Below are 15,692 nucleotides of genomic sequence, written 5' to 3'. Positions count from 1 at the left end.
GGTTGCGGGCAGGAGCGTGGTCGCGTATCTGCTTGCCATGACAGCAGCACAGCACGACCGCTCCGCGTCGACGCCCTCCGTGGCCTCGGCGCATGACAAGATTCTCATCGTCGACTTCGGCAGCCAGGTGACGCAGCTGATCGCGCGTCGCGTGCGCGAGGACGGCGTCTATTGCGAGATCGTCCCGTTCAACAAGGCCGAAGAAGCCTTCAAGGAGATGAAGCCGAAGGCGGTGATCCTCTCCGGCGGCCCGGAATCGGTGCATGAAGCCGGCTCGCCCCGTGCCCCGCAATTGATCTTCGATTCCGGCGTGCCCGTGATGGGCATTTGCTATGGCCAGATGACCATGGCGGCCCAGCTCGGCGGTGAGGTCGAAGGCGGCCATCACCGCGAATTCGGCCGCGCCGATGTCGAGGTCAGGGCCGAGAGCAAGCTGTTCGAGGATGTCTGGACATCAGGCAGCAAGAACCAGGTCTGGATGAGCCATGGCGACCGCATCACCAAGATGCCGCCGGGCTTCTCTGTCGCCGGCACTTCGCCGAACGCGCCCTTCGCGATCATCCAGGACGAGAAGCGCAAATATTACGGCCTGATGTTCCACCCCGAAGTGGTGCACACGCCCGACGGCGCGAAACTGATCCGCAACTTCGTGCGCAAGATCGCCGGCCTCACCGGCGACTGGACCATGCGCGCCTTCCGCGAGGAGGAGATCGCAAAGATCCGCCAGCAGGTCGGCAAGGGCAGGGTGATCTGCGGCCTCTCCGGCGGCGTCGATTCAGCGGTCGCGGCCGTCTTGATCCACGAAGCCATCGGCGACCAGCTCACCTGCGTCTTCGTCGACCACGGCCTGATGCGCCTCAACGAGGCCGAGCAGGTCGTCGACCTCTTTCGCCACCACTACAACATCCCGCTCGTGCACGTGGATGCCTCCAAGCAATTCCTCGGCGAGCTCGAAGGCGTCACCGACCCCGAAGTGAAGCGCAAGACCATCGGCCGCCTCTTCATCGAGGTGTTCGAGGCGGAAGCCAAGAAGATCGGCGGCGCCGACTTCCTCGCGCAAGGCACGCTCTACCCCGACGTGATCGAGAGCGTCTCCTTCACCGGCGGACCTTCAGTCACCATCAAGTCGCACCACAATGTCGGCGGTCTTCCCGAGCGCATGAACATGAAGCTCGTCGAGCCCTTGCGCGAGCTGTTCAAGGACGAGGTGCGCAAGCTCGGCCGTGAGCTGGGCCTCCCCGAAATCTTCGTCGGCCGCCACCCGTTCCCGGGCCCGGGCCTCGCCATCCGCTGCCCCGGCGACATCACGAAGGACAAGCTCGACATCCTGCGCAAGGCCGACGCCGTCTACATCGACCAGATCAGGAAGCACGGCCTCTACGACGAGATCTGGCAGGCCTTCGCGGTGCTGCTCCCGGTGAAGACCGTCGGCGTCATGGGCGATGGCCGCACCTACGACTACGTCGTGGGCCTCCGCGCCGTCACCTCCACCGACGGCATGACCGCTGACTTCTACCAGTTCGACATGAAGTTCCTGGGCGAGACCGCCACGCGCATCATCAACGAGGTGAAGGGCGTGAACCGGGTGGTGTACGACGTGACCAGCAAGCCGCCGGGGACGATTGAGTGGGAGTAGGGGTGATGTCGGGAGACGGGGCGCCGTCGCAATCAATGGTGGATGACGCACAACGCCCACGGCGCCTACATGGCGCGCGGCGTCTACGGCCAGGCCATCTATGTCGATCCCAGCGCGGCCGCGGGCTGACCGTTCCGATAGACCTACGGTCCCCGCGACATCTTCTCGAACTTCTTCACCAGCCGCTCCCGCTTCAGCCGCGATAGCCGCTGGATCCAGAATAGGCCGTCGAGCTGGTCGATCTCGTGCTGATGGCAGACCGCGCGCAAGGCTTCGGACTCTTCGGTCTGCGGATTGCCGTCGAGATCCTGATAGCTGATGCGCACGCGGGCGTGGCGCTGCACATCGTCGTTGACGCCGGGCATGGAGACGCTGCCCTCGCGGTGCATGATCATCTCGGGCGAGGCCCATTCGATCGCCGGATTGACGTAGGTCTGCGGCCCCGCCTTGGGGTCGAGCTCGAGCACGACGACGCGCAAGGGTACGCCGATATGCGGCGCGGTGATGCCGATGCCGGGCGCGGCGCGCATGGTGTCGAGCAAATCTGTCGCAAGCTCGCGCAAGCCGTCGTCGAATGCGGTGACGGGGCGGGCCGGCATTGCGAGCCGGCGGTCGGGGTAGCGGACGATCGGACGAAGGGTCATGCACGGCTCCTACCACTCACGGATGGTTGAAGCACTCCATTCTTGACTCCCTACCAACTAGAAGGTAGTTAACCCCCATGACCAACCTCTCCTCGACCGCCGACGACATCCTGGCCTGCGCGCGCAGCCTGATCATCGCGGGCGGCTATAACGGCTTCAGCTATGCCGACATCGCCGACGTCGTCGGCATCCGCAAGCCGAGCATCCACCACCATTTTGCCAGCAAGGTCGATCTGGTCCGCACCCTGGTGTCGCGCTATCGCGAAGAAGCGGAGGCGGGACTGGCTGCCCTGGAGCGCAATGTCCCCGACCCACGCGACCAGCTCAAAAGCTATGTCGGGTACTGGGAAGCGTGCATCGCCGATGCGACGGCGCCATTCTGCGTCTGTGCGCTGCTCGCCAGCGAGCTTCCGATCCTGCCGGAGGAAGTGGCGCTCGAAGTCCGTGCGCATTTTCGCGCACTGGCGTCGTGGCTGACGTCAGTGATGGAGCGCGGCAAGCGGAAAGGGCGGCTTCACCTCTCGAGCTCAGCCAAGATCGAAGCTGAAGGATTCATGGCAACCATTCACGGTGCGATGCTGTCGGCGCGCGCCTATGGCGATCCCAAAATGTTCGGTGTGATCACCAGCCCGCTGCTGGACCGGCTGTCCACCAGGCACTGAAAACATTGGCGAGACGCGACAGCGACACGCCCGCAGGCGAGCTGGGCGCGGGGTGATTTGCTGCGTGAAAACTACCAACTAGTAGGTAAAGGAGAAGGTGCAATGGCATATCATCAACAGGATCTCGTTCGTGCCGACCGCGAGCGATGGCTGAAGCAATACTACTTCATCCGGGCGGCGTTCTCAGTCGCCTGGGTCGTTGCCGCGTTTGCCGTCGGGCCGTCATCCGCGGTCGCCGGCGTCTTGCTCGTCCTCTATCCCGCATGGGATGCGGCGGCGAATGCGGTGGACGCGCTTCGCAGCGGCGGCCTGAAGCAAAACCGCACGCAGGCGCTCAACGCTCTGGTCAGCCTGGCGACCAGCGTCGCGGTCCTCCTCGCCTTGCAGATGAGCATGAACCTTGTGCTCGCGGTGCTCGGGGCCTGGGCGATCCTGTCCGGATTGCTCCAGCTCGGCACGGCAATCCGGCGCTGGAGGAGTTTCGGCGCACAGTGGGCCATGGTGCTCAGTGGTGGTCAGTCAGCGCTGGCGGGCGGCTTCTTCATCTTTCAAGCCTCGACGCCCGCGGTGCCGTCGATCGCGACCGTCACAGGCTATGCTGCCGTTGGCGCGGCCTACTTCCTGGTCTCGGCGATCTGGCTCACCGTCACCGAATGGCGACATCGTGCGAGGCAAGCTCAATTGGGATGATTGTGTACAATCCAGACTGTCTCGGCGGAAAGACTCTGGATTGCTTCGCTGCGCTCGCAATGACGAGGTTGATGCAGCGCGCGCTCGCATCTGTCACCGTCACCCTGAGCTGCGTGCTGCAGGCTAGGCCAGTTGGATCCTAGTCGCGGGCGTCAGACGCACAGGCGCGGCTGAGAGTCCCACCGCGCCCGTGCGTCCATGATTGCGTAGCCGCCCTAAGCAGCCTGCCGCATGCGTTCGATGCCCTGAGTTATATGATTTCCGGCATCGTCAGCCACCTTCTGAGACATGTCCGCGATGCGGCGGCTTGCTTCCATGGCTCTGCTGATTGAGTCGCGCATCAGATCGGTCTGCACAGCCGCGAAATCGTGAGGAGTCCGGCAGCGCCCGAGTTCGCTCATGCAATCCATGGTCCTCTCGAACTGCTGCCGAACGAAATCGAAGTACTCGCGCGACGCACCGTTCATTCCCTTGGCGACTGCGGTCGTAGAGTACATGATTGCTTCGGCATTGCGGACCGAGCGTTCCGCTGCCTGCTGCGCTTCGTTGCCGGTCAAACCGAACGTGCGACCTAGCTGATCAGTCGAGCGACCCATCATCGCCGCGGCCATCTCAACGCCGAATCGCCAAGTGTTTTGCAACATCTCGGTATTTTGTCGCAGGAGATGGCTGCTGGCTTGCGCCACCTCTTCCCCGGCCTCGGCGGTCGCCAAGCCGATCCGTCTGGTCTGCTCAGCGGTCCTCTCGCCGGCGCGGCGGATTGTGTCCTCAGCGCTTTGGGTGGACTTTTCCTCCTGGCGTGGATTGGCCATTCGTTGCTCCATCGTTTTTGTTGGTGAGGTCGGATCCTCTGCTCTCCTTCACAGGTGGGGTCCTTAGCGAGCAAACGTGGGCATTCCTGGACCGTTCCGGGGCGGGAATCTTTTAATCAATTCTCCGCCATTGCGCGCAGGAACGAGGGCTTCAACTTCCAATTATTGCATGGTGGCTCGTCTGCTCCGCGCTGCGGGCCGGATGTTCGTGGCCCTGCATCTCAAGGCTCAGTCATGTCGACCGCCGAAACCGTACTGCTCATCGCTGCCTTGTTTTTGGCACTTCTCGTCATCGGGAACATCGGCTTTTCCAGACTGGCCGAGCGAAGGAATCCACCAATCGGCAAGTTTCTCGAGTGCGACGGCGTAATACTCCACTACATGGAGCGGGGCGATCCCGCGGCTCCTTGCGTCGTGCTGCTCCATGGCAACGGATCCATGATGCAAGACTTCACAACCAGCGGGCTGGTCGATCTTCTTGCTCGCAGCAACCGCGTGGTGTGCTTCGACCGCCCGGGCTTTGGCTATAGTCGGAGGCCGCGGCTCCGCATATGGAGCGCAGCGGCTCAGGCAGCTCTGTTGGTGAAGGCGCTCGAGCAGCTCGGGATCCGCGAGCCCGTGGTGCTCGGCCATTCCTGGGGTGCCTTGGTCGCCATCGCTCTCGCTATGCGGAACGATTATCCGATCCGTGGCCTTGTGCTTGCGTCCGGGTACTACTTCCCGACCGCGCGATTGGACGTGTGGTTGATGTCAGGTCCAGCCATACCGGTCCTGGGCGACTTGGTCAGCTACACTGTCGCGCCCATCATTTCGTCGGCCGTCTTGCCGGGAGCCCTCCGCAAGATCTTCGCGCCCCGGTCGGTGCCGCTGACGTTCAGGAACGGTTTTCCAGCATCTCTGGTTCTCAGGCCCACACAGTTGAGGGCGGCCGCGGAGGAAAGTGCACTCCTGATTTCGACCGCAGCACAATTCCAGGCCCATTATTCGACCTTGGGGCACCAGGTGCAAATATTCCACGGAGTGGAGGACCAGGTGATCGAACTCAAACAAGCGCGAGATTTACATAAAGCGCTGCCTCGGTCCGATCTTCACCTTGTGCCCAATGCGGGACACATGGTCACGCACGCAGACCCGGCGGCCATTGCGGAAGCCGTCAATTCAATAACGACCTCTTGAGGCCGGCAGCACGCCGGCTTCGCCCCGTCAATGCGCCTCGGCCCCCGCTCGGAATTTCCCGATGGTCCTTTCGGGAGCCTGGAGGGTGAGGGTAGTGGCCGACGCCGCGCAAGCACGTTCAGTTCCGCGCGGATGCGTTCGGCGAGCTCGACGCCCATGTCCTTCCTGATGCAGAGGTCGTCGCTGCCCCACACCACCTTCACCGGCGTCGGTGAACGAGCATAGTAGTGATAGAAGGCATCCCCGATGGTCATCCCGTCGCGGCTCCATGCAAGCGTGCACAATTGGTCTGCTCGACTCACCATTGATCTGAGTCAATCTGCTCTGCGTTCTCTCATTTCGACTGCAGCATGCAAGTAATCGAACGGCTCCGGCGCAATCTGCCGAACGCGAGGGAGGAGGCCCCATGGTTGACCATTCCACCGTTCCAACTGAATCCTCTTTGGCGTCGCAGGGCCCGTCGACCGCGATCACTCGCCGCTCGCTGCTTGGCGGGACCGGCATTGCGGTGGGCGCCGCCGTGCTTGCGTCTCCGCCGAGCATGTCCGGGTTCACTCCGGCGCTGGCGCAGCCTGCGAGCTCGGACGCCCGACCGCTCGACGCGGCGTTCAAGCAACGGGCCTTCGAAGTCCGCGGGGTCTGTGCGGGCAACGCCGAGAAAATTCCCATTGCGCCCCACCCGACGAATGGCGACGAAGCGCGCTACAGTAACAAGATCGGTTCCGATTCACGTGGCCTGCCGCACGACAAACGCGGCGAAGTGGCACCAGAAGCTTGGCAGGCTCTTTATACCGCCTGCCAGTCGGGCGATCCTGCCGATTTCGAGAAGATCCCGCTCGGCGGCACTCGCAAGCTGGTCAATCCCTTGGGCACGTTGGCCGTCAGTCTGAGCGGCATCAACCCTACTCAGATTGGAATACCCCCGGCACCGGCTCTTGCAAGTGCGGAGCGCGCCGGCGAGGCGGTCGAGGTATATTGGCAATCCCTGCTTCGTGATGTCCCGCTGACCGAGTTGCGCGACGACACCTCCAATCGGGATGTGCTTGCAGCAACCGAGGAGATCAACAAGCTTGCCGATTTCCGAGGGCCGAAGTCTGGTGGGCGGGTCACGCCTGGCACACTGTTCCGCGCCAATGCGCTTTATTTCGACGCAGGCGACCCGAAGGGCCGCTCCGTCACGCCTCCGGGCGTTTTGGACGGCCCGCTGATCTCGCAGTTCCTGCTCAGGGACGCGCCCTATGCCTCACAGTGGATCAGCGCTCAGATTCGTACCGCGTCGCCCGCCAGCGAATTCCTGACCGACTACGAGGAGTGGCTGGCAATCCAGAATGGCGCCGCACCGAAGCGCCAGTTGCAGTTCGACGCGACGCCGCGATATATCGCGACGGGAAGAGATCTCGCGGAGTATATCCACACTGGTCCTGCACTTGGGTGGGCGGCAGCATTGATCCTTGCGACGCCCGGCGGGGGCACGGACAAGCGCTACTCGGGCATGTATCCACCGGCAGAGCCCGTATCATACCCATCGAACCCGTATCGGAAATCGAAAACCCAAACCCCTGCGGGTGCCACCTTCGGGCTGCCCTACGTGCAGGCACTACTCGCCACGGGAATCAGTAACTCCGTCCGCGCGGCCTACTGGCAGAAGTATTTCGTGCACCGGACTGTGCGGCCGGAAGCCTACGGCGCTCTCGCGCACCATCGCCTCGCCAATGGCGTGAGCGACTACCCGCTGCCCGATGAGTTTCTGAAATCCGAAGCCCTCGCTCGCAGCAAGGCCAAATACGGTACCCATCTGTTGTCGCAAACCTATCCGGAGGGCGCGCCCTTGCACTCCACCTACCCGGGCGGGGCCACCAGCGTTGGTGCCGTCACAGCAACCATATTGAAGGCGTTCTTCGACGAGAGTCGCGTCATCGCCAACCCGGTGCAGCCCGATCCGGCCGACCCGACGAGGCTGGTGCCCTATGACGGCTCACCGCTCACTGTCGGCGGAGAGTTGAACAAGCTCGCCGTGAATTTCGGTTTCGGACGAAATTGGGCGGGCATCCACTGGCGTTCCGACGCCTCCGCCTCTATGGCAATCGGTGAGGAAGTGGCTATCTGCATGTTGCGGGACGAGCGCGCGACCCTTCGCGAGCCGTTCGACGGCTTCTCCTTCACGCGTTTCGACGGCAGCCGCGTGACGATCTGACAGCAGACGGGCGGCATGCCTGCCGTGGGGCGCCGGCGCCCACTTCGGGATAGACGGCCCTGCCTTGGAGTCTGGTGACGCGGCTGACTCCGTAGCAGACATCACCGACGTATAGCGGATGTCGGCTACGGGCGCGAATAGTCGAACGGCACAACTTGCTCGCGCGCCCTTCACCCAAATCGTGGAGGCCGTTGCGCAAGCTTTTTGGGTGGCCGCAAGCACATTATCTATCAGAGGCTTTGGGCGTCCCTGACGGGGACCCTCCGCGCTTCGATTGCGCGCGACGAAAAGTATTGGAAGCAAGCTGATCGCACCAATCGCGGCTGACGTTGCGAGGAGGCTGCGCCTGGTGGATGAACGGGAGATTGCGGTCTCCCGTTTAGGTCTGCTTCGCAGAATTCGGCAAACGCGAACTGCTCGCGTTGAGCTTTTCTCGATTGGACCCAATTGAGACGTCGTTCCGCGCGGCCGCCTACTTGCTCGTTCCCAAGAAAAATTGACCCAGGTCAACATGGCTCGCACCAGAGCGAGTTACTTGCGAGCCGGTTCGGGAGGCGTTTACCTAAAGGAGGAGCAAATGAAGCCACTTTCTGAACAACTCGCCGAATTGTCGGTGCGCGCAAAAAATACCGAAACTGCCTTTGCTGCTGCTCAAAAGGAGGCGCATGACAAGATCGAGGCGCGGAAGGCAGAGGCACTTTCGGCTGCAAAGAGGGCAGTCGAAAAGGTGAGCCAGCAGATCAAGTCGGTCGGCGAGTCTGCCGGCAGAGACAGGCAAGCGCTGCAAGCAAAAATCACCGCGGACGTGAGCACCTTGAAGGCGTACGCGCTGCAAGCAAAGCATGATATCAAGGCCCACCTTGCCGAGGACCGCGCAACGCTTCTGGAAGAAGACGCCGGTTTCGCGATCGAATACGCCATAGCCTCGGTTGAACAGGCACAACTCGCCGTCCTCGACGCGATCGACGCCCGCCGCGCCGCAGAGCAAGCTAGGCGCAGTTAGCATCAGGAACTCAGCAAACCGAGGCCGTCTCGGTTGGCGGCCTCTTTCATATCGGGCCAAGCTGCGAGGGTCGCCTATTAGCCCAAGGCTGCCCTTCGCGGAGATCTCCGCAGCGTCTGCTCTTCGGGATGAATAGGACGCACGACAGGACCGGCCGTTACAGCCGATTTCGACCCGACCAAGACATCGAGGTCCGCAATGCTTTCAGCGCCGGGCACGGCATTAGCGGGTCTTGCCACGTATCGCATCCCACCACGGACAGGTACCCGCCATGCGTTCGTAGTTGCCTTCCATCACCTGAACAGGGGCGCGACGTGGACCGATCTCCGGCGCGGCCGAGGGAGGCGCGCCAATATCTTCAAACAGGCCCTTGTGGCCCCAGAAGCTGCCGACACTGGTCATCTCCACCGGCGACGTTGTGTCGTCGACCTCCTTGCCGCCCCAGCCGCACTCCACGTAGATCTCCGACGGAGTGCGCATGTAATACGACGTCATGAGATCATTCGGGTGGCGGCCGAGAGTGGCGACGATTTTCTCCGGGCTACCCTGTAGCAGGTCATACCCCTGACCGACGTCGTCGAGCAGATAATATTCGACAAGCAGGTGATGCATGCTGCGCACAGGCGCGGCCACGAGAGCCACGCTGTGGTGGCGTGCGTTGACATGCATGAAGTAAGCCTTCAGCGGGGCAACGATGAAGTCGCTAATGCGAAACCCCAGCAGGTCCTTGTAGAAGGCGAGGGCGACATCGATGTCTGGGAATGTCAGAAGGGTGTGCCCCATGCCTAGCGGGCCGGTACGGAAGCCGGAGACGTCGCGGCCAGGCTTAAAGACCGTGTCAGCTACCTGGGCGCCGTGGAAAGCTTCCAAACGATTGCCGGCGGGATCGGCAAACGAGATCAGCTCCGTCACACAGCGCTGGTCCGCCAGCTCTACGGGTTCGCGCTTCACGGCGACGCCAGCGGTTTCGAGGCGGGCAGCGAGTGAGTCGAGAGCCGCGGCATTGCCGACTTCCCAGCCGAAGACCTGAGCGCCTGGCTCGATGGCTCGGTCGATGAACAGGCGCTGCTTGCGGTCGTCCATACGGAAGGCACGCAACGAGCTGGCGCGGTCCACGGCCTGCATGCCAATGCTTGATGTGGCGAATGCGGCCCAATCATCGAGGTTCGACGCGCCGACGCCGAGATAACCGAAGGCCTGGATTTCCATGGTGTATCCTCCCCGGTTGTTTTCTTGACAAGGGTAAGAGGCAGCGAGCGCTATTGCAATTGGAGTTTTGGGGCGTTCGCTCGTCACAGGACAGCTAAAATTCCGGTGGTCGCGACAGCCGGAATGGCGAACGTCACGAATTCACGCCGCCAAGGTGGCAGGGCCCAGGCTTGTGTGAGAACCCGACCTCGACGCTGCTTAGGGGTCTGCTGTTCTCGGCGTACAGCATCGAAATAGTCAAGCCGCGGTTGCGGAGTCGCCTTCCGGCCGACGCGCAAGGCCGGATTACGTACAGCGCTGGCGCCAACACGATCAAGCAACGAGTTCCGGTTGACCCCATGTCGCAATTGTTCGTCGCATTTGACGGTGCGCAACCGTGAGCACGATGGAGTCTGGATTCGGCCCGTTGCCGACGTTGCAGCGAAGCTCGCCAGCGGTCAGCTTTTGGACCCGGAGCAGACCTCACCGGGCCTCCCTATCAAGTTTCGCCGTGACGGCTATTGAGTTCCAATCTCTCCGGCGATCACGGATCCGAACAGTTCGCCGTGTTCACCATTGAATCGCGACATCTGCATCTGCTCGACCGGAAAATAGTCGGTGGGGCTTGTGTTGATCTTGATGCCCGGCAACAACAACCCAGGTTCGAAGTCCTTGAGGTTAGCGGCCTGTCTCATGACGTTCTCGCGGGTGAGTTCGTCGCCGCATTGCTTGAGCACCTGGACAATGGTTTGCGCTGTTAGATAGCCGTAGACGCTGAACGTGCTCGTCTTATCTCCTTCGGGGAAATACTTATCCATGAAATCGGCCCATTCCTTGATCGCGGAATCTTCCTTCCAAGTTGGATCGGTGGGGTCCTTTAAATAGTTGGTCGACAGAATACCCTTCGCATTCTCAAGTCCGGCGGGCTTGAGCACGGAGCCCACCGAGTTCGAAATGCTGGCGAGAAGCTGAACGGGCTTCCATCCGATCTCTGCCGCCTTCCTAATCGCCTGTGCGGCGAACTTCGGGGAACTCTCGTTGAAAAAAATGTCGGCGCCCGAGGTTTTGAGCGTAACAATCTGCGAATCGACAGTCGGCTGCGAGGGATCGTAGGGCACTTCTGCCACGATCATGCGCTTCGCGGCGTCGGCACCAAGGCCGTCTTTGAGGCCCTTGATATAGTCGCGACCGGAATCGTCGTTCTGGTAGAGAATGCCGATCTTGCCCTCCGGTAGGTTCTGCAGGATGTATTTTGCATAGATCCGCCCCTCGGTCTGATAGGTCGGCTGCCAGCCCATCGTCCATGGAAAGCTCTTCCAATCGCCAAACTGGGTCGCGCCGGTGGCGACGAAGAGCTGTGGCACCCTCTTTAGATTCATGTACTGGCGAATGGCATTGTTGGTCGGTGTACCGAGGCTCTGGAAGATGAGCAGCACTTCGTCGCTCTCCACTAGTTTGCGTGCTTGCTCGACAGTCTTGGGTGGGCTGAAGGCGTCGTCGTAGGTGATAAAATTGATCTTCCTTCCGTTGATACCGCCCTCGGCGTTGATCTTGTTGAAAAAAGCCGCCTCCGTCCGGCCTATCAGCGCGTAGGCCGACAACGGCCCGCTGTAAGGCATGATATTACCGATCTTGATTTCGCTATCGGTGGCGCCGGGGTCGTATTTCTTCTCGGCCGCCGCAGGATTTGTGCCGACGCAAAGACCGAGCAGGAGAGATGCCAGTAGAATGCCTCGCGTCTGCGCCATGTCGACCTCCCCTGATGCCGTCGGCTGCTTGCCGATCATGCCGCAGTCTAGGGTTTAGGCGCTGAAGTTGTCCAGCAACGGCCACTTCCGTTCTTTTGGGCCCGAAGCTGCTGATCGCCGCTAAGCAGAGCATGTCTGCTATGCCCGAGTGATTCAGGCATCAACTTGTTCGGCAATAACGTCACCAGGCGCTGTACATAGCGAGGTGAAATGCCTTGGCGATAAGCGACCTGCGCGACGCTGAGCCCAGGCTTCTGAAAGTCTGCCGCGATGCAGTCGAGCAGGCGCTGTGGCGCGCGGCCACGACCGCACTCGCATCGCTCTCGCCCAAAGCGGGTGCACTCGCTGCAACGAGATCACAAGTGTGATCTACGACGCATCCGCTCAGGATGTTGGCGCGTCGAGAACCGATGCGATACGAAATTGGCTGCGTCCGTAGACATGGGGACCTCCAGCCTTGTTAAGCCACTGGGTCGAAATGCTGCCGCAGGGCCAGTCTGCCGGTATCCGTATTTTGCAATTCGCGCACCGACCGTTTTCTCAGGTACGCAGGACTCCAAGAGGGTACTTCATTTGTCTGCTAGTATCATTCACCTGTAATTGATGCTGATGTGAACTGGTTCACGTGGCGACCAGAAAATTGCGACAATTTTTGATTGCAAATGCCGCGTGCAAATGTCTCCTTTAAGATCGTGATGGCTCTATTTCAAATTGCTGCCATAGGATCCATTGAACAACAATGTCCGCTAATACCGGCTTCCTATCGTGCCTTGATCGCTGCATCACCTTAAGGTTCGTCGGACCCAAATTACTTCCCGGCACCCCCTTTTAGTTGCCGGTTGAAATGGTCGAAATCTGTCACAGGACGTCAACCCTGGTGAGCAGGAAGAGGTTCGATCATGTCCACCATACTCGACATGCTTTATCGCGAGTACTGCCGGGCCCGCCTCACCGAAATGCGAAAGCAGCTGTTGATACGGGGCGTTGGCGATAAAATCCTGGAAGCGCCTTGGGAGGATGATGATCCTTCCGAATCTGGCGCTCGAAGGAGTAGCTGGGCGACGAAGGAGCCCCCATCATCCATCGGATAGCTGGAGCGCGTTATCACCCCTATGAGGCGCGAGCGCGGGCCGACAGATGGACGATCGAAGTCAAACCTCGACGCGATTGTTCGGCGAAACTCCGCCGGAGTTCAGAGCGGCCGGCCGCGATCTACGTATCGACGTCTGTCGCGGGATCGCGCTATGGTGGATCTTTCTCGATCATGTTCCCAATAACATCGGCAGCTGGCTGACGCCGCGCAACTACGGTTTCTGCGATGCCGCCGAGATCTTCATGTTCCTTTCGGGCGTGACCTGTGCGCTGGCCTACGGCAGAGCGCGTGAGCGCGAGGGCTGGAGCGGCATGATCGGCCGTTCGCTGCTCCGGGGATGGGACATCTACGCTGCGTTTCTACTGCTTACACTCGCTTGCGCCATCCTGGTCTACGTCGCGAACAGCGATGGTCTCGCTGACGAGAGCAATACGCGAATTCTGCTCGAACGACCGGGCGCGACGCTTGCGCACGCCGCAATCCTGCAATATCGGCCTGTCAACACTGACGTCCTGCCGGTTTTTGTGATTTTTCACGTGCTGTTCGCGCCGCTGCTGTATCTGCTGCTGCGCGCGCCGAACGTCACGCTTGGAGTGTCCTTGTTGCTCTACGCGCTCGTGCACGTGTTTGGTTGGCGAGTTCCCGCTTGGCCCAACGGCGTCTGGTTCTTCAATCCGCTGGCTTGGCAGTTTCTGATCGTGCTGGGCGCATGGTGCGTCATTGAGGGAGACAAATTCCGGTGGTGGATGATGTCGCGCTTGACGCTTGTTCTGGCCGTTCTCTATCTAGTTTTCGCCCTAGTCCTTGCACAGAGTTGGAGCATCGAGCCACTGGTCTCGCAAATCGTGAGGGACCGGCTATTTCCATCGGATAAATCGAATCTAAGTCCGGTACGGCTGTTGCATTTTGTGGCGCTTGCAATTGTGGCGCTACGATTCATTCCGCGGAATTGTGAGGGGCTATCGACGACAGTGCTGAGCTGCGCGAAGTGCTGTGGCGAGAATTCGCTGCCGATCTATTGTCTCGGCGTCCTTCTGGCGCTCGCCAGCCAACTTACGCTGCTCGACCTCTGGCAAGGGCTTCCGATGCAGATCGTGGTTAGTGTTGCCGGAGTGCTGATGATGATCGGCGTCGCGCGGTTACTGAACGCGATCGGCATCCAGCGCGAGCGGAAGTCAGCAGGGATGCCGTCGATCGGGAAAGTTCCGCCGGTTCGCTAAACAGGTGGATTGCGCGTGAGCGCGGAGAGCCGCTGTTGGCCTCTGCTGACTTTCGCGGAGAGTCCCGCAACGTCGGCTGCCGAGCGACGAACGGATCTAGGTCAGCCGGGCAAGAAGGGCAGCTAGTGACCCAGCCAAGACCCATAGCGGTCGTGCTGCAGAAAGTTGCTCGAGAGCCCGCAAATGCCCGCGTTTCAGTGACCGTCGCCCGCGCATTGTTGGGGGGCGCAGAATGACTTCTGCCGCATGATCGATGCAGCGCGCACCCCCGATGGCGTGTCGCCGAAGCGTCGGCGAAACAAGCGATTGAAATGAGAAACATCACCAAAGCCGACTGCAAACGCGATATCGATGATGGCCAATTGCAGATGGTGCGGGTCGGTCAACATCGCGAAGGCACGCTCAAGCCGGCACTCGGCAAGGTGCTCGGTAAACGACTTTCCGGTCCCTTCGAGCAATTTTTGCACGTATCGCCGCGACATACCGAGCGCTCCAGCAACATTGTCCAGATCGAAATTGGGATCGTTGAAACGTTGCGCGACCTCTGTCAGGATCGCCTGCAGCTTGGCTGCCTTCACACCACGCTCCGTAACCATGTCTGCAGCTTCGGCGGTCGGCCCGAGCGTCGCGGCCACGAGATCGAGGAGATGTACGCCGACGGTGGACGCCAGTTTTGATGACGGAGGTTCTTTGAAGGATGCGAGCGACCGCAGGTAGCGACCGAGCAATCTAAGCGCCGGTCCCCGATGCACCGGCCGACCTGAAAGATCTTCCGGCTGGGCAACCAGAGACCTAAGGGCAGCAGCCTGCACGGTCACGAATTTGACGCTGCCGCCACGCGGCCCAAACACGCGCAACGGCCTTCCCCGGTCAATCAAACAAGCGGAGCCAGCGTCATTGACATGTTCCTGGCCAGCATTTGCAAATTGGACCGGTCCAGCCTCGACGATGTTCAGTCCGAATTGGTCACGGCTATCCCTGAGGTGGTGCTTGCAACGGATGAACTCCACCGGCGTGGTGACAATGCTACAAACGCCAACCGCGCCGAGCGACAAGTAGGTGACGTCGATACGTGGGCGGCCGCCGTTGTGATCGATCACGTCTAAGGCAAGGTTCAGCCGCGCAAACTCGTCACGGAACGTGGAGAACCGCGCGCGCTCCGGCAGCATCTCGGTCGACCATCGCAAGAACTGAGATGACATTGGCATCCGAGCCTCCCGCTTGGGTACCCCTTATTATCATATCGGACGGTGCTTCGCTGCATGTGTGAAATGGATCATAGATGGGAAATCGCTGCGCGACATGACCGCGCGCGACCACGTTGCGCGCTGCACGCGATGAGTTGGTACGCGCCCCGCGCAGATTGTGGCGGCTAACGACGGATCGCAGCTTCCAATCAGCCTCTAGCGGCGATCGTCGCAATTGCGGTGTCGGCTTGTCGTGCGCAGAAATCGGTCAGTGATTGGAGGCGGCATTTGGCCCGACGGCGATGTCTCTCGGAGCGGACATCGCCGCGCTCTGGGCTGAGGTCAGGCCGCTCGCGCGGTAGAACGCCGCGGCTGGCGACACAGCGAAGCAATAGGCGACAGGCCATCGTGACGAGCGGTGCAATTAGCCCCTGGCAAT

General features: G+C 61.0%; 12 protein-coding genes. 7 read left to right on the top strand and 5 right to left on the bottom strand.

All coding sequences use genetic code 11. The features are described 5' to 3' along the window. The first annotated feature begins 37 nt into the window (after positions 1 to 37). Positions 38 to 1,636, top strand: coding sequence for a glutamine-hydrolyzing GMP synthase (gene guaA, locus ACRQ5Q_RS25175; RefSeq protein WP_439375581.1), 1,599 nt, complete (start codon positions 38 to 40; stop codon positions 1,634 to 1,636). Between the two features lie 143 nt (positions 1,637 to 1,779). On the opposite strand, the gene ACRQ5Q_RS25170 is transcribed toward guaA, so the two are convergent. Beyond that, a complete protein-coding gene (locus ACRQ5Q_RS25170) occupies positions 1,780 to 2,280 on the bottom strand; it encodes a peptide deformylase (protein ID WP_439392642.1) in 501 nt (166 codons plus the stop codon). Between the two features lie 77 nt (positions 2,281 to 2,357). On the opposite strand from ACRQ5Q_RS25170, the gene ACRQ5Q_RS25165 reads away from it, so the two are divergent. Next, positions 2,358 to 2,942: a TetR/AcrR family transcriptional regulator gene (locus ACRQ5Q_RS25165; protein ID WP_439375027.1), complete on the top strand. Its 585-nt coding sequence runs from the start codon at positions 2,358 to 2,360 to the stop codon at positions 2,940 to 2,942. A 102-nt stretch (positions 2,943 to 3,044) separates the two neighbouring features. After that, entirely contained in the window at positions 3,045 to 3,632 is a 588-nt protein-coding gene (locus tag ACRQ5Q_RS25160; protein WP_439392641.1) for a DUF308 domain-containing protein, read from the top strand. A 215-nt stretch (positions 3,633 to 3,847) separates the two neighbouring features. On the opposite strand, the gene ACRQ5Q_RS25155 is transcribed toward ACRQ5Q_RS25160, so the two are convergent. Continuing rightward, positions 3,848 to 4,444 (bottom strand): phasin family protein, encoded by a 597-nt coding sequence (locus ACRQ5Q_RS25155; protein ID WP_439375029.1) that lies wholly within the window; start codon positions 4,442 to 4,444, stop codon positions 3,848 to 3,850. Between the two features lie 234 nt (positions 4,445 to 4,678). Between ACRQ5Q_RS25155 and ACRQ5Q_RS25150 the strand changes: the two genes are divergently transcribed. The 3 genes from ACRQ5Q_RS25150 (at position 4,679) to ACRQ5Q_RS25140 (ending at position 8,817) form a co-directional block, all read left to right on the top strand. Then, positions 4,679 to 5,620, top strand: coding sequence for an alpha/beta fold hydrolase (locus tag ACRQ5Q_RS25150; protein WP_439375030.1), 942 nt, complete (start codon positions 4,679 to 4,681; stop codon positions 5,618 to 5,620). A gap of 406 nt (positions 5,621 to 6,026) precedes the next feature. Then, positions 6,027 to 7,814 (top strand): vanadium-dependent haloperoxidase, encoded by a 1,788-nt coding sequence (locus ACRQ5Q_RS25145; protein ID WP_439392640.1) that lies wholly within the window; start codon positions 6,027 to 6,029, stop codon positions 7,812 to 7,814. Between the two features lie 577 nt (positions 7,815 to 8,391). Beyond that, on the top strand, positions 8,392 to 8,817 hold the full coding sequence (locus ACRQ5Q_RS25140) for a hypothetical protein (RefSeq protein WP_439375032.1): 426 nt from the start codon (positions 8,392 to 8,394) through the stop codon (positions 8,815 to 8,817). Positions 8,818 to 9,039: 222 nt separating this feature from the next. On the opposite strand, the gene ACRQ5Q_RS25135 is transcribed toward ACRQ5Q_RS25140, so the two are convergent. Continuing rightward, entirely contained in the window at positions 9,040 to 10,026 is a 987-nt protein-coding gene (locus ACRQ5Q_RS25135; protein ID WP_439392639.1) for a VOC family protein, read from the bottom strand. A 497-nt stretch (positions 10,027 to 10,523) separates the two neighbouring features. Beyond that, positions 10,524 to 11,753: an ABC transporter substrate-binding protein gene (locus tag ACRQ5Q_RS25130; protein WP_439375582.1), complete on the bottom strand. Its 1,230-nt coding sequence runs from the start codon at positions 11,751 to 11,753 to the stop codon at positions 10,524 to 10,526. Between the two features lie 1,137 nt (positions 11,754 to 12,890). Here ACRQ5Q_RS25130 and ACRQ5Q_RS25125 point away from each other — a divergent pair. Continuing rightward, positions 12,891 to 14,066, top strand: coding sequence for an OpgC family protein (locus ACRQ5Q_RS25125; protein WP_439392638.1), 1,176 nt, complete (start codon positions 12,891 to 12,893; stop codon positions 14,064 to 14,066). 194 nt (positions 14,067 to 14,260) lie between these two features. Here the strand turns inward: ACRQ5Q_RS25125 and ACRQ5Q_RS25120 are convergent, their stop codons facing one another. Continuing rightward, positions 14,261 to 15,268 carry an AraC family transcriptional regulator gene (locus ACRQ5Q_RS25120; RefSeq protein WP_439392637.1) on the bottom strand — a complete coding sequence of 336 codons (1,008 nt, stop codon included), beginning with the start codon at positions 15,266 to 15,268 and terminating at the stop codon, positions 14,261 to 14,263. Between the last annotated feature and the right edge of the window lie 424 nt (positions 15,269 to 15,692).

The organism is Bradyrhizobium sp. PMVTL-01 (assembly GCF_051861855.1).
Classification (GTDB): Bacteria; Pseudomonadota; Alphaproteobacteria; order Rhizobiales; family Xanthobacteraceae; genus Bradyrhizobium.
This window is presented reverse-complemented; position numbering and strand designations above follow the sequence as displayed.